Consider the following 15,952-nt stretch of genomic DNA (forward strand, 5'->3'; position numbering starts at 1 on the left):
ATCTTCCAGCGCGGCACGCCGGCCACGCTGGAAGATCTCCACGGCCACCAGGCCGTGCACTTTTTGTGATCCAGCCGCGGGGAGATGTTTTGGGTGTGTGTTATTGACATCTCCGGGCCCCCGCGCCGAAGGGGGGGGGGGGGGGGGGGGGGGGGGGGCCGCCCCCCCCCCCGCCCCCCACCCACTGCCTCTTAAACCCCCCTTTTCAAAAAACCTTAAACCCCCCCAAAAAAAAACCCCCCCCCGGGGGGGGGCCCCCCCCCCCCGATCACTCTGGCATCGTACACGAAATCGTGCAATAAGTTTTACTTCGGCTGCATGCGGATGGCGCCGTCGAGGCGGATCGATTCGCCGTTCAGCATGGCGTTCTCGATGATGCTGCGGGCCAGCTGCGCGTATTCGGACGGCTTGCCGAGGCGCGGCGGGAACGGCACCATGGCGCCCAGCGCGTCGCGCACTTCGGTCGGCATGCCCATCAACATCGGGGTTTCGAAGATGCCGGGGGCGATGGTCATCACGCGGATGGCATTGCGCGACAGGTCGCGCGCCATCGGCAAGGTCAGGCCGACCACGGCGGCTTTCGAGGCGGCATAGGCGGCCTGGCCGATCTGGCCGTCGTAGGCTGCGACGGAGGCGGTATTGATGATGACGCCGCGTTCGCCGCTGTCGGTGGCGGCGGTCTTGCTCATGGCATCGGCGGCCAGGCGGGCCATGTTGAAGGTGCCGACCAGGTTGATGTTGATGGTGCGCTGGAATACGTCCAGCGGGTGCGGGCCTTCCTTGCCGACGGTCTTGACGGCGGGCGCCACGCCGGCGCAATTGACCAGGCCGCGCAGCGTGCCCAGCGCCGCGGCTGCGTCGATGACGACCTTGCCGTCCGCTTCCGAGGTGACGTCGCACTTGACGAACACGCCCTTGAGTTCGGCGGCCAGCGCCTGGCCCGGCTCGACCTGCACATCGGCCAGCACGACCTTGCCGCCCTGCTCCGCGATCATGCGCGCCGTGGCGGCGCCCAGGCCCGAAGCACCGCCGGTGATGATGAATACATTGTCCTGAATTTGCATGCCCGTCCCCTGTCTTGTTGGTGTTTGACGTTTACGTAAACGTCACATCGCAATTGTAGCGAATTTTTCGACGGCGATGAGGAAAACCTGTGCAAGCGTATAATGCGCATGATCCATCTTCCAATTGATGCGCATAGGAGCTCATATGGACAGTCCACCTCTCAAGCTTCCCGCAAAAAAAGCCACCAACATTACCCTCGCCATGGATGTGTACCGTGATGCGAAGGCGCTTGGCATCAATATTTCCCAACTCTGCGAGCAAAAACTGCGCGAGGAAATTGCAGCGCAAAAGGAATTACGATGGAATGCAGAGCACGCCGCTTTCATCACAGCGTATAACGAAGTTATCGAAGCTGAAGGCGTGGCGTTGCAGGAATGGCGGGCTTTTTAGGATGGCTCGCTTTGACATCTATGCCAATCCAGGCAAGAATCTAAAAAGCATTCCTTTCCTTATCGATGTCCAGAGCAACGTCATCAGCGGCCTGGCCAGCCGGATCGTCATACCGCTCCGGGCATCCACTTACTTTAGTCTGACCAACCTGCCCGCGGATCTGTTTCCCTTGATCGACGTGAACGGAACCTCCTGCATTCTCGATACGCCGCAACTCGGCGCCATTCCTTTGCGCGAATTAAAATCCAAGGTCGGTTCCGCGAAGTCCCAGCAAGCCGAAATACAGCTGGCGCTGGATCGAGCGTTCGGCGCCTACTAGCACTGCACTACGGCGCCGTTGCGGCTGCAGGTTTTGCCGGAGGGCATGATTACGGTGCCGGGGCCGGCCTGGTTGAGGTGGGTGCCGCTGGCGTCGTTGCAGCCGGTGGGGCCGCAGCCGTTCACCGCTTGCGGGGCGTTGGGCGGATTGAGCAGGGTTTGCAGCGACGGCGATGGCGACATGGCCGGCATCGCCACTTGCGGCGCCTGCTTGACGACCGGCATGCGCTGGATGATCTGCGGCACCGGACGGCGCGGCATCGGCACCCGCGCCGGCGCGGTGCGGCACGGCTCCACCGCCAGATGCTTGCCGTCCGCGCTGAGCTTGCAGACCGGCAGGCTGGCGTAGTCACGCAACTCGGACGCCGGCTTGGCGGCTGCAGGCGCCGGCGACTGGGCGGCCGCCAGCGTCGGGATTGCGCCGGGCAGCGCCAGCGACAACATCAGCAGCGCGGTGCGCGGCGTCATGGCGGCGGTACCACGGTGCCGATCACCACGCGCCATGGCACCAGACAGGCGTCCACATTGGGATAGTAGCCTCTGGGATTGTCGCAGTAGTACAGCCTCCGCGTGCCGGGCCCGGCGTACACGGCCGCGTCGCCGGGCGGCAGATACCACGGCGCGCCGACATAGTAGCCCGGCGTGTAGTAATAGTAGGGATCGAGGTAGCCGTAACGCGGCCAGTACAGCGGCGCGCCGACAATGATGCCGCCGCGTACGTAACCATGGCCGCGCCCGTGATAGTAGCCGTGGCCGACTGGTCCGCCGTGGAAATGATTATGGCCGCCGCCCTGGAAATGGCCATGGCCGCCGCCTCCGTGGCCATGCTGCGCCCACGCGTCAGGGCTGAGCAGCGCACCCAGCAGAAACGCCAGCGTCAGCGCCGGTTTCAACATGTTCATGGCATTCCCTCGCGTAGTGCTACACCTTCCATTATTAGCAGGTGTGGCACAGGAGGGAAGCCACTGAAACAATTCGTAACGCTTACTTGGCAGGCACCGGCTGCGCTTCCGTCGCCGGCGGTGGCGGAGGCGGAGGCGGAGCATCGGCCGGCGCCATCATGCCGGTCCCGGGGGCCATCATCATCGCCGGCGGCGGCATCGCCGTGTGCGCGGCGACCGGTGCCGGCACCGTTACCGCCAGCCAGCCCGACGCCGGCAGCAGCGGCACCAGCAGCAGCGCGACGATGTTGATGATCTTGATCAGCGGGTTGACCGCCGGACCGGCAGTGTCCTTGTACGGATCGCCGACGGTGTCGCCGGTGACCGCCGCCTTGTGCGCGTCGGACCCCTTGCCGCCGAAGTGGCCGTCCTCGATGTACTTCTTGGCGTTGTCCCAGGCGCCGCCGCCGGTGGTCATCGAGATCGCCACGAACAGGCCGGTGACGATGGTCCCCATCAGCATGCCGCCCAGCGCGGCCGCGCCCAGCAGCATGCCGACCACGATCGGCACCACCACCGGCAGCAGCGACGGGATGATCATTTCCTTGATCGCCGACGCGGTCAGCATGTCGACCGCCTTGTCGTATTCCGGCTTGGCCGTGCCTTCCATGATGCCCTTGATGTCGCGGAACTGGCGCCGCACTTCCACCACCACGGCGCCGGCGGCGCGGCCCACGGCCTCCATCGCCATCGCGCCGAACAGATAGGGAATCAGGCCGCCGATGATCAGGCCGACGATCACCATCGGGTTCGACAGGTCGAAGGTGATGCTCTGCCCGCGCGACTCCAGCGCGTGCGTGTAGTCGGCGAACAGCACCAGCGCTGCCAGGCCGGCCGAACCGATCGCATAGCCCTTGGTGACGGCCTTGGTGGTGTTGCCCACCGCGTCCAGCGGATCGGTGATCGCGCGCACCGATTCCGGCATGCCGGCCATTTCGGCGATGCCGCCGGCGTTGTCGGTGATTGGTCCGTAGGCGTCCAGCGCCACGACGATGCCCGCCATCGACAGCATCGAGGTCGCGGCGATCGCCACGCCGTACAACTGGCCCAGCTGGTAGGACACCAGGATCGCCGCGCACACCGCCAGCACCGGATAGGCGGTGGACTTCATCGACACGCCCAGGCCGGCGATGATGTTGGTGCCGTGGCCGGTGGTCGACGCTTCGGCGATATGGCGCACCGGATGGAAATCGGTGCCGGTATAGTACTCGGTGATGTAGACCATCAGGCCGGTCAGCACGATGCCGACCACGGTGCAGCCCATCATCTTCATGCGCATGGCTTCGTCAGGCCAGATCTGCCAGGTGACGACGGCAAAGCCGACCAGCGACAAGCCGGCCGCCCACCACAGGCCGGTGTACAGCGCCGACATGATTTTCTTGCCCGGCTTGGCCTTGACCATCGAGCAGCCGATGATGGAGGCGATGATGGACACCGCGCCCAGCAGCAGCGGATAGACGATGGCCGACGTCGGCGCCGACGTGATCAGCAAGGCGCCCAGCAGCATGGTGGCGATCAGGGTCACGACGTAGGTCTCAAACAGGTCGGCCGCCATGCCGGCGCAATCGCCGACGTTGTCGCCCACGTTGTCGGCGATCACCGCCGGGTTGCGCGGATCATCCTCCGGGATGCCCGCCTCCACCTTGCCCACCAGATCCGCGCCGACGTCCGCGCCCTTGGTGAAGATGCCCCCGCCCAGCCGGGCGAAGATCGAAATCAGCGATGCGCCGAAGGCCAGGCCGATCAGCGGCTTGATGACGTCGTGCGCCGTCATGTTCGGATTCGGCACGGCGGTCGAGGCCACCATGGTGAGGAACATATAGAACAGCACCACGCCCAGCAGGCCCAGGCCGACCACCAGCATGCCGGTGATCGCACCGCCCTTGAAGGCGACGTTGAGCGCCTCGTTCATGCCCTTGGTGGCCGCCTGCGCGGTGCGCACGTTGGCGCGCACCGAGACGTTCATGCCGATGAAACCGCAGGCGCCGGACAACACCGCGCCGATCAGGAAGCCGATCGCGGTATGCATGTCGAGTAAAACTGCAATGAGTATGAGCAGCACCACGCCGACGATGGCGATGGTGCGATACTGGCGCGCCAGATAGGCGGCGGCGCCCTGCTGGATGGCCAGCGCGATTTCCTGCATGCGCGGATTGCCCGCGTCCTGACTGAGTATCCAGCTTCTGGACCACAAACCATAAACCACGGCGATAACGCCGCACGCAACTGCTAACCAAAGACTAGCTGCCATAGTGTCCCCTTGTTTTTATTAATCGAGCCTACAAACCACACTTCAGAAAACCAACGCCCGCCGGGTAGGCAAGCGCAGCCAACTAAACCTGCGAACTGCAAAACTTCATAAAACGGGATGGCATCCAGCCGATTTTGGGCGCAAAAAAAGCGGACACTCGGTCCGCTCTACTTTACCGCTTATTCCGCCAGCGCTGCAAACGCGCTGTCGCGAATTTGCTCCACGGGGCCGACGCCCTCAATGCGGCGGTATTTCGGCGCGCCAGGCTGGCCCGATTGTGCCCAGCTATTGTAGTAACCCAGCAGCACCTCGGTCTGGTTGTGGTAGACCTCCAGACGTTTCTTGACGGTTTCCGCCTTGTCGTCGGGACGCTGCACCAGGTCTTCGCCGGTGATATCGTCCTTGCCGTCGACCTTGGGCGGATTGAACTTGATATGGTAGACGCGGCCCGAACCCGGGTGGCAGCGGCGGCCATCCATGCGCTCGATGATCGATTCGTCCGGCACGGCGATTTCCAGCACGTAGTCGACCTTGACGCCGCCGTCCTTCATCGCGTCGGCCTGGGCGACGGTACGCGGGAAGCCGTCGAACAGGTAGCCGTTGGCGCAGTCCGGCTGGGTCAGGCGATCCTTGACCAGGCCGATGATGATGTCGTCCGATACCAAACCGCCCTCGTCCATCACCTTCTTGGCGGCCATGCCCAACTCCGTACCCGCCTTGATTGCAGCACGCAGCATGTCGCCGGTGGAGATTTGCGGGATGTTATATTTTTCTTTGATGAAATTAGCCTGGGTGCCCTTGCCGGCACCTGGTGCTCCTAAAAGAATAAGACGCATGAAAAATTCCTAAAAAACAGATATTGGGTGGGTTAGTTGGTATCGGATCGTACGAAACTTACCACAAAACTTTGTCTCAACGCCAATTTATGACGGTTTGTACCGTTCTTAGCTGGCGAAATCCGGGCCCAGAGAGATATTCCGTATGAATACCGCACTGTTGTTTTCGTTATATCAGCCGTAACTGACTACTGGCTGACGCGCCTTTTGATGCAAATCAATAGAATTGCCGTACGCGAACGAGGTCTTCCGGTGTATCCACTCCGGCCGCGGGGGCCGTATCGGTCACATGGACCGCGATGGGATAGCCGTGCCACAGCACGCGCAACTGCTCCAGCGCTTCGATCGATTCCAGCGGCGACACTTCCAGCGCCGGATAGGCTTGCAGGAAGTCGTTGCGGTAGGCGTACAGTCCGATGTGACGGAGCGGCACGTAAGCGGCAGGCAGTGTGTCTTTGGACTGCGCAAAGGCGTCGCGGTTCCAGGGTATGGTCGCGCGCGAAAAATAAAGCGCCCGCCCCGCCTTGTCCAGCACCACCTTGACCACGTTGGGGTTGAAGGCGTCGGCGGCGTCGTGCAGCGGATGGGCGCAGGTGGACATCGGCACGCCGGCGTTGATGCGCGACGCGGCCGCCTGCAGCAGCGCCGGGTCGATCAGCGGCTCGTCGCCCTGCAGGTTGACGACGACCGCGTCGGCCGCCAGGTTCAGCGCGCGCGCCACCTCGGCGATGCGGTCGGTGCCGGATGGATGGTCGGAACGGGTCATGCAGACTTCGACGCCGTGCTGCTCGCAGGCGGCGCGGATGTCTTCGTGGTCGGTGGCGACGATGATGCGGGCCGCGCCGGCCTGCCGCGCGCGCTCGGCCACGCGCACCACCATGGGCTTGCCGCCCAGGTCGGCCAGCGGCTTGTTCGGCAGGCGGGTCGAGGCCAGGCGGGCCGGGATGATGACGATGAACGGGGATGCTGAAGACACGAGCTTATTCCGCCTTGTCCTGCAGCGTGCGGGCCTCGTCGGCCCACATGATGGGGATGCCGTCACGGATGGGATATGCCAGGCGGTCGCCCTTGCAGATCATTTCCTGGGCTTTTTTATCGTACTCCAGGGGGCCTTTGCAGACCGGGCAAACCAGGATATCAAGCAATCGAGCGTCCACGACATTTCTCCACAATTTGGTCGGCCAGCGCGCTATCGATGCGCGCGGTGACCGGGACGACCCATAGTCGCGGGTCGTCTCTGAGTTCTTCAATTTGCGCACATTTTACTGCATCCTTCTCGGTCATCAAGATCAGGTCCGCATCGAGGGCGGCAAATGGACGGTCCTGGAAGTCGTGATGGTCGGGCAGAGGCAGCTCGGTGATGCGCAGGCCGGCCGCTTTCAGCATGCCGAAAAAGCGCGCGGGATTGCCGATGCCAGCCGCCGCCGCGATGCGCAGGCCGGGGCCGCTGCGCGCCAACTCGGCCAACTCGGCCAGCGTGCGGCGCACGCCGCGGTCGCGCAGCTGCTCGGCGTGGTCGCCGGCAAGGACCATCTGGATCGGCGCCGGGGCGCCACGGTGCGCGCCGACGGCGGCCGCCAGTCCGGCGTCAAGCCGCGACGTGTTGATGACGGTGAAATCGCGACGGCGCGAGACGGGTTCCCGCAGCGGTCCGGCCGGCAGCAGCCAGCCATTGCCGGCGCCACGGCCATCGAACAGGATGATCTCGATATCGCGCTGCAGCGCGTAATGCTGCAGGCCGTCGTCGGTCAACAGGATGTCCACCTCCGGATGCGCCGCCAATAGCGCGCGCCCGGTCGCGGCCCGGTCACGTCCCACCATCACCGGACAGCCGGTTCTCTGCTTGATCAGCAACGGCTCGTCGCCCACCTGAGCCGGCGTCGATGCGGCGCCCACTTCGCGCGCGCCGTCGGCGCTGCTGCCATGGCCGCGCGAAATCACGCCCGGCTTCATGCCGGCTGCCTGCAGCGCCTGCACCAGCCAGATGGTCAGCGGCGTCTTGCCGGTGCCGCCGATGTAGATATTCCCCACCACGACCACCGGCACCGGCAGCCGCGACGACTTCAGCCAGCCGGCACGGAACATGGCCGCCCGCAAGCCGCTGAGCGCGCCAAACACCAGCGACACCGGCCACAAGGCGCAGGCCAGCGGCCCGCGCCGCAGCCAGTTGCGCGTCAGCGTCGCTTCGAGCGCAGACGATTTGGAAGGAGGATGGTTTAGCAAATTAAGGAGCCTTGGCGAACTGCGTCATTCCCGCGCAGGCGGGAATCCATGGAACATCGGCTCCGGACGTTCAGCATGGATTCCCGCCTGCGCGGGAATGACGTTCACATATTATTTCGCGGCACTGGTCTGCGCGGCGAAGGTCAGCTTTTCGTAGCCCGCGATGCGCGCCGCCTCCATCACGTTGATGACCATCTGGTGCATCGCGAACTGGTCGGCGTTGACGATCACCACCGGCGACTTGCCCGCCGCGCCACCCTTGTCGGCGGCACTCTTCATCGCCTGCGCGAAACCGGCCACGTCGTGGAACGACACCGGCTCGCCGTTGATCGTGTAGTTGCCCTTGGCGTCCACCGTCACGTTCAGTTCGAACGGCTTGTCGGTCGCCTTCTGCGCGTCGGCAGTGGGCAGCGTGATCTGCAGCTCGGTGAACTTGCTGTAGGTGGTGGTCACCATCAGGAAGATCAGGATCACCAGCAGCACGTCGATGAACGGGATCAGGTTGATCTCGGGATCCTCGCGGTGCCGGCCTTTGCGGAAATTCATGCCGGGTCCTTACTTGCGCTTGAGGTGCACGACATCGACGAACTTCACCGCCTGCTGCTCCATCTCGATGATGAAGCTGTCCACCAGCGCGCGGAAGTGGCGATAGAAGACCAAGGTCGGCATCGCGATCGCCAGGCCGAAGCCGGTGTTATACAGGGCCACCGAAATGCCGTGCGCCAGTTGCGCCGGATTGGAACCGGTGGCGTTTTGCGCGCCGAAGATCTCGATCATGCCGACCACCGTGCCGAACAGGCCCATCAGCGGCGCCAGGGTCGCGATGGTGCCCAGCGTGGTCAGGAAGCGTTCCAGCATGTGGGCCACGCCGCTGCCGGCCTCCTCGATGGACTCCTTCATCACGTCGCGCGGCGATTCGATATTGCGCAGCGCCGCCGACAGCACGACGCCCAGCGGCGAACTCTTTTCCAGCTTGTCGATGATGTCGGGGGTGATGTTGCCGCCGCGGTAGACCTGCACCACCTCGTCCAGCAGCTTCTTCGGCAGGATCTTGCTGCGACGCAGGTAGAGCAAACGTTCGATGATCAGGGCCGTCGCAACGATCGATGCGACCAGCAACAACCAGATAGGCCAACCTGCAGCTTGTAATATGGCGAGCAAAACGAACTCCTGTCTAGATAAACACCCGAAGGCGCAATGTATCTTGTTGGGCGGCACTCGGCAAGTGTCGATTCACCCGCGCTCGCGGCCGCCATCAGGCATGGACGAATGTTGTGCCCACTTATGCCCATATTCTGTTGATAAGATTGTGAGCAAGACATGCCATGCCGCCCTACTCCCTTGATTTTAATCAGTATTCTTTCCATGCGTAAAAATCTGGCATGCGGAGGATTGGGCGCTTTTTCAGCCACCAAAAGTGGCAAAGCCAAAACTTCTGCACACTTCTGCACATAAATTGTGGATAAGACTGTTAGCAAGGAAGCCCATCGTATACAAAGCCCTTGATTTATAAGGATATTTTTTCCATGCGTAAAAAAATCGCAGTAAAAACCTTGCTTTGTTGCACTGGTATGGATGTGGACTTCTGCACACTAAATGTGGATAAGATTGTTAGCAACGCTTCCCGCATCGTGAAAGAGCCTTGATTTATAAGGGAATTTTTGCCGTGAGTAAAAATCAAGCAGACTGTGCTTTTCGACCACTTTTCATAGGAGAAATGGCGTTTTCGATAAGACTGGATGGCGCCGCTACCGATAATGTCTGCCTATCGGCAACAAGGACTGACTTCTGCACATTTTGTGTGGATAAGATTGTTAGCAAGGCGGGGCGTGCTGATCAAAGTCATTGATTTATATCAGATTTATTGCCATGCGTAAAAATGAAGCAAGCGGTTTTTTATCCCCAACACCCCGCCGAAGCTGGCCGGCCTGCCTGCCACGGGATATTCAGCGGCCAACGCCGGCTGGGGGCAAGTCCGAAGTTTTGCACAAATTCTGTGGATAAAAGTGTGCGTAATGGCCCCACCTGTAACATAAGTCATTGATTTTTCACAATATACTTTCCGTGCGTAAATTTTGAGCATTACAAAATCAACAAGAAGAAAATAACTATCGCTCACCAAAGTTTCGCACATCTTTTGTGGATAACTTTGTGCGTAACCATGAGTGGCTGATGCAAAGTACTTGATCCATAAGGGTTTTTCCGCATTGCACGCAAATACGGCAGAAAAGTTTACCTTTTAAAATCAAATATTTACCTATAATACTTGCTGCTTTAGATACTCTATGACCGCTGTGTGACCGAAACAGCATAGTGTGGATAGTTTCCTTTTTTGAAATCAATGAACTTCGACGACCGCACCGATTCCGCCCCAGCCGCCGCCCCCGTGATGACCGTTACCGCGCTCAACCAGGCGGTGGCGCGGCTGCTGGAACGCTCCTTTCCCCTGACGTGGATATCCGGCGAGGTGTCGAACTTCACCAAGGCCAGTTCCGGCCACTGGTACTTCACGCTCAAGGACGACGCGGCCCAGGTGCGCGCGGTGATGTTCCGCGGCCGCGCGCAATATGCCGGCTTCATTCCGCGCGAAGGCGACAAGGTCGAAGTGCGGGCGCTGGTCACCTTGTACGGCGCGCGCGGCGACTACCAGATCAATGTGGAGGCGATACGCCGCGCCGGCGTCGGCTCGCTGTTTGAAGCGTTCCAGCGGCTGAAGGAAAAGCTGGACGCGGCGGGCCTGTTCCATCCGGAGCGCAAGCGCGCCTTGCCGCTGTTCCCGCGCACTATCGGCATCGTCACCAGCCCGCAGGCGGCGGCGCTGCGCGACGTGCTGACGGCGCTGAAACGGCGTGCGCCCCATGTGAACATCGTGCTGTATCCGACACCGGTGCAGGGCCAGGGCGCGGCGCAGAAAATCGCCGCCGCCATCGACACGGCCTCGCTGCGCGACGACTGTGACGTGCTGATCGTCTGCCGGGGCGGCGGCAGCATCGAGGACCTGTGGTCGTTCAATGACGAGGACGTGGCGTACGCGGTGGCCAACTGCCGCATGCCGGTGATTTCCGGCGTCGGCCACGAAACCGATTTTACGATCTGCGATTTCGCCGCCGACCTGCGCGCCGCCACGCCGACCGCCGCGGCCGAACTGGCCGTCACGCCGCGCGCGGACTGGATGGCGTCGCTGCGCGCGGACGTGGTCGACCTGCGCCGCGCGATGCGCCGCGGCGTCGGCGATGCCGCGCAAACGCTGGACAACTACGCGCGCCGGCTGCTGAACCCCGGCGCGCAGATCAAGCAGCAGCGCCTGCGCCTGCTGGCCTTGTCCACCGCGATGATGCACGCCAACCGCCAGCCCTTGTCGCAAGCGCGCTTCCAGCTCGATCGCCTGAGCGGCCGCCTCGGCGCCCGCAAGCCGGACGTGACGGCGGCGAGATCCGCGCTGGCGGGCCTGCAGCACCGCGCCGGCACCAGCGTGACGCGCCAGCTGGCGCAGCGCCGCGATGCGCTGACGGCGCTGTCGTCGCAGCTGGAACTGTTGAATCCACAGCGCACGCTGGAACGCGGCTACGCCATCGTCACCGACGACAAAGGCGCCATCGTGCGCGCGCCGGCGCAGCTGAAGCCGCACAGCATCCTGAACCTGCGCCTGGCCGAGGGCAGCGCCCAAGTCGGCGTGGAGTCGGTGCAGCAGTCCCTGTGACAAAGCGCGCATATCGGGCGCCGGAAACGCTATATAGTTGTCGCACCATCGACCAGACGCCGTCCCCATGACAAAGACTTCCGCCCTGATTTGCGCATTGCTGACCATCCACGCGGCCGCCCACGCCGAGCGTGCGGACAGTTTCAAGGAAACCAAAGTGAGCTCTCGCGAGGCGCTGATCACCCTGTCGCCCAAGGTCAGCACATTGGACGGCGCAGTCGAAATCCGTCGCGGCACGCTGTTGATTCGGGCGGACCACGGCGTGGTCACCATAGACGCCGAGGGATACCAGCACGCCGTCCTGACCTCGCATAAAAACGGCAACCCGGTGTTCTTCCGCCAGAAGCGCGACGGCGAAGGCAATCGATGGATGGAAGGCGAAGCACTGAGGGTCGAATACGACGAAAAGACCGAAGTGGTCGACCTGCTGGAGGATGCCAAGGCCCGCCGCACCACCGACGGCGAGCTGACCGACGAAATCACCGGCGAGCACATTTCGTATGTGGCGCGAGAGGAGCGCTACGCCGTCACTCAGTTGCCCGGCAGCGTGAAGCAAGGCGACCGGCGCGGCACACTGGTGCTGCAGCCCTCCCGCAAGGATCCGCTGGACGTGCCGTCATCGGCGGGGACGACATCCGCGACCGCATCGGCCCCGGTTCCGCAATAAAAACCCGCAGGCAGTGACAGGCCGTTGAATCCAACTGGTCGCCCTGTCAGGTCTACTTCTTGATCGTGGGTTTGCCAGCCCTGCGCGTGCAGGATGTGTTGTCCTTGCTGGAAGATCCGATGTTTTCTCCGCCGCTGGCGTCCACCCCGCCCTGCGGCCGATGGCAATCAGCCTTCGCCCCTTTTGGCGGCTTGTTGTCGAACCCAGGCTTGGAGGCCGCCTGCTGCGATCCATCATTGCCGTTCTGGGGCCCCGTGGCGGCTTCCACCTCGCCACGCGCCGCCCCCTTGGGCTGGAACGCGGTCGATCCGGCGGTGCCGGTCGGCTGGACGGCATCCTTGGTTTGCGCCTGAACTCCCGCGCCGAAGCCGCAGGCCAGGCAAAATGCAGCGAGGCCGCACGCCCGGTTGATGATTGCCGCCATGATGGTTCTCCCTCGCGATGATAGAGCAACCATTGTGTCACCCGAAGGCGAAACCGACAGTAGGATAGCGCCGCCTGCGCGGGTCGGACGTCAGCCCGCCGACAACATCGCCGACATGCCGGTCAGCACCGGATGTTTTTCGGTGATCACATAAGTCGGGATATGCGACAGGTAATCCGAGAAGCGGCCCTTCTGCTCGAAGCGCGCGCGGAAGCCGGAGCGTTCGAAGAAATCGCTCATCTGCAGCACCGTGCGGCCGCCGATGTAGATGCCGCCCTTGGCGCCCAAGGTCAGCGCGACGTTGCCGGCCACCGTGCCCAGCATCTCGCAAAACGCCACCAGCGTCTCCTCGCAGACCGGATCGAGCCGGTGCAGCCCGCGCTCCATGATCTGCGACGTCGTCAAGTTCTGCGGCTCGATGTGCGCCCGCTCGGCCAGCGCGCGGTAGGTCAGCACGATGCCGATGCCCGACACCAGCCGCTCGCTCGACACGTGATCGTGATAGCGCCGCGCGTAGCGCAGGATGTCGATCTCGCGCTCGTTCATCGGCGCGAAGGTGCTGTGCCCTCCTTCGCTGTCGATGGCGATCCAGCGGTCGCCGCCGGGCACCAGGCCCGACACGCCCAGCCCCGCATCCGCGCCGACCAGGCCGATGGTGGCGCCGATGCGCGCCACGCCGCCGCCGACCTGGTGCTTGTTTTCCGGCGCCAGGTAGGGCAAGGCGCTGGCCAGCGCGGTGAAGTCGTTCACCACCACCAGCGACTTCAGGCTGAATTGCGAACACACCGCCTCGATCGAGAACGACCAGTGGTGATTGGTCATCGTCACCCAGTCGCCGTCGATGGGATTGGCGATGGCGATGCCGGCGAAGCGGGCCTGGTAGCCGCCCGCCGCCACCGTGGCCGGCTGCGACAGATAGGCCACCAGCGCGGCGCCCAGGGTCGGATAGGCGGCGCACTCGGTGACCCAGATCGCGTCGATCTGGTTGGGCGCCGTCTCCAGGCCGAAACTGGCGCTGCTGCCGCCGATGTCGGCCAGCAGGCGCGGGCCGTTCGCGAGGTGCGAAAAAGATTCGCGTTTCATGTCTCTTCCTAGTCTTTCTCAGGTGTTCCGAGGTTCTTTGCTGGCGACTTGATTATATGTCACTCAAGTTATGAAAACGTTTTCAAGCATGCTTTTCATTAAATACCGTATCCGGATGAAAGTCAATGTGCCGCGATCCGACGATTTGGCGAAGACCGCCGCGATTTATGGTAATCTTTCGCCGAAAAGGTTTTCATAAATATCACCATAATTAAAACAGGAATCACCTTGGCAGACACCCCACACCCTTCCGGCCCGTCGACTTTGATGGATGTAGCCCGCCAGGCGGGCGTGTCGCCCAGTACCGTTTCACGCATCCTCAACGGCACCGCCAGGGTGTCGGACGACAAGCGCCAGGCCGTGCTGGCCGCCATCGACAAGATGAACTTCGCGCCCAACCAGATGGCGCAGGGCCTGAAAAAAGGCCGCTCGATGACCATCGGCATCGTGGTGCAGGACATTTCCTCGCCGTTCTTCGACGAAACGCTGCGCGGCGTCGACGACGGCTTGAAGGGCACCGGCTACGCCTCGGTCATCGTCAGCGGCCACTGGAACGCGGAAGAGGAAGCGGAGCGCATCCGTCTGCTGCTGGCGCGCAAGGTCGACGGCATCATCCTGCTGTCGGGCCGCATGTCGGACCAGACGGTGCTGGGCTTTTCCGGCCAGCGCCCCATCGTCTCCACCGGCCGCGCGCTGCAGACCCGCACCGCGCTGGGCTTCAAGCTCGACAACGAATACGGCGCCTACCTGGCGGTCCACCACCTGATCGAGCTGGGCCACCGCAACATCGCCTTCATTTCCGGGCCGTCCAACAATATCGACGCCGCCGAGCGCCTGGCCGGCTACACGCGCGCGCTGCAGGAAGCCAATATCCCGTTCAATCCCGAGCTGATCGTCGAGGGCAATTACCACGAGGCCAGCGGCATGCTGGCCATGAACCGCCTGTTCGACACCGGCCAGCAATTTACCGGCGTGTTCGCCGCCAACGACCTGAGCGCCTATGGCGCGCGGCTGGCGCTGTACCGCAAGGGCATCCGCGTGCCGGACGACATCTCGCTGGTCGGCTTCGACGACTTGCCCGGCTCCTCATATACGACGCCGCCTTTAACCACTATACGCCAGCCCTTGTATGACATCGGCCGCATCGCCACCCAGGCGCTGCTGCGCATCATCAACGGCGAGGAAGCGCGCGGCGAAGTGCCGCCGTTGGAGCTGATCGTGCGCGAAACCACGCGGCGCGTGCGCTGACCGGCGGCCACAACAAGTAGCCACACGGAAAGCGGGCCTTTTCTGCGCCGAAGGCCCATCCGCTTTACAATGGTGGACGTTTCGGCAAAAATCATCCCCGTTTTTTTAACATCGTCAAACCAACAAAAGGAAGAACAATGGAACATACCCTGCCACCACTGCCGTATGCAATCGACGCCCTGGCGCCGCACATCTCGCAAGAAACGCTGGAATACCACTACGGTAAGCACCATCAAACGTATGTGACCAACCTGAACAACCTGATCAAGGGCACCGAGTTCGAAAACCTGTCCCTGGAAGAGATCATCAAGAAATCGTCCGGCGGCATCTTCAACAACTCCGCCCAGGTATGGAACCACACCTTCTACTGGAACAGCCTGACCCCGAACGGCAAAGGCGCGGCAGCCGGCGCGCTAGCCGACGCGATCAACGCCAAGTGGGGTTCGTTCGACAAATTCAAGGAAGAGTTCACCAAGTCGGCAGTCGGCAACTTCGGTTCGAGCTGGACCTGGCTGGTGAAAAAAGCCGACGGCACCCTGGACATCGTCAACACCTCGAACGCGGCGACCCCGCTGACCACCGACGCAAAAGCCCTGCTGACCTGCGACCTGTGGGAACACGCCTACTACATCGACTACCGCAACGTACGTCCGAAGTATCTGGAGACCTTCTTCAAGCTGGCCAACTGGGACTTCGCAGCCGCCAACTTCGCCTGATCCCGGGCTGCGGCCTAAGCAAAAAAAAGGAAGCTTCTGCCTGCGGCACAAGCTTCTTTTTTTACGCCTTCATCCCACAGGAGATTCGCC

Annotated in this window: 19 protein-coding genes; 6 read left to right on the plus strand and 13 right to left on the minus strand. The window is 62.6% G+C overall.

What is annotated here, in order from left to right; all coding sequences use genetic code 11:
* The coding region (locus tag ACCD07_RS20080; RefSeq protein WP_413448359.1) for a hypothetical protein at positions 1-185 on the minus strand (185 nt) is incomplete at its 3' end.
* 120 nt (positions 186-305) lie between these two features.
* Positions 306-1,064 (minus strand): SDR family NAD(P)-dependent oxidoreductase, encoded by a 759-nt coding sequence (locus ACCD07_RS20085; RefSeq protein WP_413448360.1) that lies wholly within the window; start codon positions 1,062-1,064, stop codon positions 306-308.
* A 145-nt stretch (positions 1,065-1,209) separates the two neighbouring features.
* Here ACCD07_RS20085 and ACCD07_RS20090 point away from each other — a divergent pair, with 145 nt between their 5' ends.
* Positions 1,210-1,455 carry a type II toxin-antitoxin system CcdA family antitoxin gene (locus tag ACCD07_RS20090; RefSeq protein ID WP_353404224.1) on the plus strand — a complete coding sequence of 82 codons (246 nt, stop codon included), beginning with the start codon at positions 1,210-1,212 and terminating at the stop codon, positions 1,453-1,455.
* Position 1,456: 1 nt separating this feature from the next.
* On the plus strand, positions 1,457-1,774 hold the full coding sequence (locus tag ACCD07_RS20095; protein WP_353404223.1) for a CcdB family protein: 318 nt from the start codon (positions 1,457-1,459) through the stop codon (positions 1,772-1,774).
* On the opposite strand, the gene ACCD07_RS20100 is transcribed toward ACCD07_RS20095, so the two are convergent.
* The 9 genes from ACCD07_RS20100 to ACCD07_RS20140 form a co-directional block, all read right to left on the minus strand.
* Positions 1,771-2,241 (minus strand): hypothetical protein, encoded by a 471-nt coding sequence (locus ACCD07_RS20100; protein ID WP_176655125.1) that lies wholly within the window; start codon positions 2,239-2,241, stop codon positions 1,771-1,773. The two genes, ACCD07_RS20095 and ACCD07_RS20100, sit on opposite strands and share 4 nt — an antisense overlap.
* Positions 2,238-2,675 carry a hypothetical protein gene (locus ACCD07_RS20105; protein ID WP_176655124.1) on the minus strand — a complete coding sequence of 146 codons (438 nt, stop codon included), beginning with the start codon at positions 2,673-2,675 and terminating at the stop codon, positions 2,238-2,240. Before ACCD07_RS20105 ends, ACCD07_RS20100 begins: the two co-directional genes overlap by 4 nt.
* Before the next feature lie 82 nt (positions 2,676-2,757).
* Positions 2,758-4,965: a sodium-translocating pyrophosphatase gene (locus tag ACCD07_RS20110; protein WP_413448361.1), complete on the minus strand. Its 2,208-nt coding sequence runs from the start codon at positions 4,963-4,965 to the stop codon at positions 2,758-2,760.
* A 179-nt stretch (positions 4,966-5,144) separates the two neighbouring features.
* Entirely contained in the window at positions 5,145-5,801 is a 657-nt protein-coding gene (adk, locus tag ACCD07_RS20115; RefSeq protein WP_413448362.1) for an adenylate kinase, read from the minus strand.
* 217 nt (positions 5,802-6,018) lie between these two features.
* Positions 6,019-6,777, minus strand: coding sequence for a 3-deoxy-manno-octulosonate cytidylyltransferase (gene kdsB / locus ACCD07_RS20120; protein WP_413448363.1), 759 nt, complete (start codon positions 6,775-6,777; stop codon positions 6,019-6,021).
* A 4-nt stretch (positions 6,778-6,781) separates the two neighbouring features.
* Complete coding sequence (locus ACCD07_RS20125) at positions 6,782-6,958, minus strand: Trm112 family protein (RefSeq protein WP_008446346.1); 177 nt, start codon at positions 6,956-6,958, stop codon at positions 6,782-6,784.
* A complete protein-coding gene (gene lpxK, locus ACCD07_RS20130; RefSeq protein WP_413448416.1) occupies positions 6,939-7,937 on the minus strand; it encodes a tetraacyldisaccharide 4'-kinase in 999 nt (332 codons plus the stop codon). Before lpxK ends, ACCD07_RS20125 begins: the two co-directional genes overlap by 20 nt.
* 198 nt (positions 7,938-8,135) lie before the next feature.
* Positions 8,136-8,570: an ExbD/TolR family protein gene (locus ACCD07_RS20135; RefSeq protein WP_176655119.1), complete on the minus strand. Its 435-nt coding sequence runs from the start codon at positions 8,568-8,570 to the stop codon at positions 8,136-8,138.
* A 9-nt stretch (positions 8,571-8,579) separates the two neighbouring features.
* Positions 8,580-9,185, minus strand: coding sequence for a MotA/TolQ/ExbB proton channel family protein (locus ACCD07_RS20140; RefSeq protein WP_176655118.1), 606 nt, complete (start codon positions 9,183-9,185; stop codon positions 8,580-8,582).
* 1,180 nt (positions 9,186-10,365) lie between these two features.
* Here ACCD07_RS20140 and xseA point away from each other — a divergent pair.
* Positions 10,366-11,724, plus strand: coding sequence for an exodeoxyribonuclease VII large subunit (xseA, locus tag ACCD07_RS20145; RefSeq protein WP_413448364.1), 1,359 nt, complete (start codon positions 10,366-10,368; stop codon positions 11,722-11,724).
* Between the two features lie 67 nt (positions 11,725-11,791).
* Positions 11,792-12,391 (plus strand): lipopolysaccharide transport periplasmic protein LptA, encoded by a 600-nt coding sequence (gene lptA / locus ACCD07_RS20150; protein WP_176655116.1) that lies wholly within the window; start codon positions 11,792-11,794, stop codon positions 12,389-12,391.
* A gap of 52 nt (positions 12,392-12,443) precedes the next feature.
* Here lptA and ACCD07_RS20155 read toward each other — a convergent pair whose 3' ends face one another.
* Both ACCD07_RS20155 and glk read right to left on the minus strand, forming a co-directional pair.
* Positions 12,444-12,815, minus strand: coding sequence for a hypothetical protein (locus tag ACCD07_RS20155; protein WP_413448365.1), 372 nt, complete (start codon positions 12,813-12,815; stop codon positions 12,444-12,446).
* Positions 12,816-12,905: 90 nt separating this feature from the next.
* Positions 12,906-13,898, minus strand: coding sequence for a glucokinase (gene glk, locus ACCD07_RS20160; RefSeq protein ID WP_176655114.1), 993 nt, complete (start codon positions 13,896-13,898; stop codon positions 12,906-12,908).
* A gap of 267 nt (positions 13,899-14,165) precedes the next feature.
* On the opposite strand from glk, the gene ACCD07_RS20165 reads away from it, so the two are divergent.
* Both ACCD07_RS20165 and sodB read left to right on the plus strand, forming a co-directional pair.
* The gene (locus tag ACCD07_RS20165; protein ID WP_176655230.1) at positions 14,166-15,146 is read left to right on the plus strand and encodes a LacI family DNA-binding transcriptional regulator; all 981 of its coding nucleotides are present in this window, start codon (positions 14,166-14,168) and stop codon (positions 15,144-15,146) included.
* Between the two features lie 137 nt (positions 15,147-15,283).
* Entirely contained in the window at positions 15,284-15,862 is a 579-nt protein-coding gene (gene sodB / locus ACCD07_RS20170; protein WP_176655113.1) for a superoxide dismutase [Fe], read from the plus strand.
* Positions 15,863-15,952: the final 90 nt, after the last annotated feature.

This window comes from Duganella sp. Dugasp56 (genome assembly GCF_047304105.1).
Classification (GTDB): Bacteria; Pseudomonadota; Gammaproteobacteria; order Burkholderiales; family Burkholderiaceae_D; genus Rugamonas; species Rugamonas hordei.

Excerpts from the sequence above, each read along its gene's own strand:
- ACCD07_RS20095 (WP_353404223.1), top strand. The coding sequence starts at position 1,457 with ATGGCTCGCTTTGACATCTATGCCAATCCAGGCAAGAATCTAAAAAGC.
- ACCD07_RS20105 (WP_176655124.1), bottom strand. The coding sequence starts at position 2,675 with ATGAACATGTTGAAACCGGCGCTGACGCTGGCGTTTCTGCTGGGTGCG.
- ACCD07_RS20110 (WP_413448361.1), bottom strand. The coding sequence starts at position 4,965 with ATGGCAGCTAGTCTTTGGTTAGCAGTTGCGTGCGGCGTTATCGCCGTG.
- ACCD07_RS20165 (WP_176655230.1), top strand. The coding sequence starts at position 14,166 with ATGGATGTAGCCCGCCAGGCGGGCGTGTCGCCCAGTACCGTTTCACGC.
- ACCD07_RS20155 (WP_413448365.1), bottom strand. The coding sequence starts at position 12,815 with ATGGCGGCAATCATCAACCGGGCGTGCGGCCTCGCTGCATTTTGCCTG.
- sodB (WP_176655113.1), top strand. The coding sequence starts at position 15,284 with ATGGAACATACCCTGCCACCACTGCCGTATGCAATCGACGCCCTGGCG.
- xseA (WP_413448364.1), top strand. The coding sequence starts at position 10,366 with ATGAACTTCGACGACCGCACCGATTCCGCCCCAGCCGCCGCCCCCGTG.
- lptA (WP_176655116.1), top strand. The coding sequence starts at position 11,792 with ATGACAAAGACTTCCGCCCTGATTTGCGCATTGCTGACCATCCACGCG.
- ACCD07_RS20100 (WP_176655125.1), bottom strand. The coding sequence starts at position 2,241 with ATGACGCCGCGCACCGCGCTGCTGATGTTGTCGCTGGCGCTGCCCGGC.
- ACCD07_RS20090 (WP_353404224.1), top strand. The coding sequence starts at position 1,210 with ATGGACAGTCCACCTCTCAAGCTTCCCGCAAAAAAAGCCACCAACATT.
- adk (WP_413448362.1), bottom strand. The coding sequence starts at position 5,801 with ATGCGTCTTATTCTTTTAGGAGCACCAGGTGCCGGCAAGGGCACCCAG.
- glk (WP_176655114.1), bottom strand. The coding sequence starts at position 13,898 with ATGAAACGCGAATCTTTTTCGCACCTCGCGAACGGCCCGCGCCTGCTG.
- ACCD07_RS20135 (WP_176655119.1), bottom strand. The coding sequence starts at position 8,570 with ATGAATTTCCGCAAAGGCCGGCACCGCGAGGATCCCGAGATCAACCTG.
- ACCD07_RS20085 (WP_413448360.1), bottom strand. The coding sequence starts at position 1,064 with ATGCAAATTCAGGACAATGTATTCATCATCACCGGCGGTGCTTCGGGC.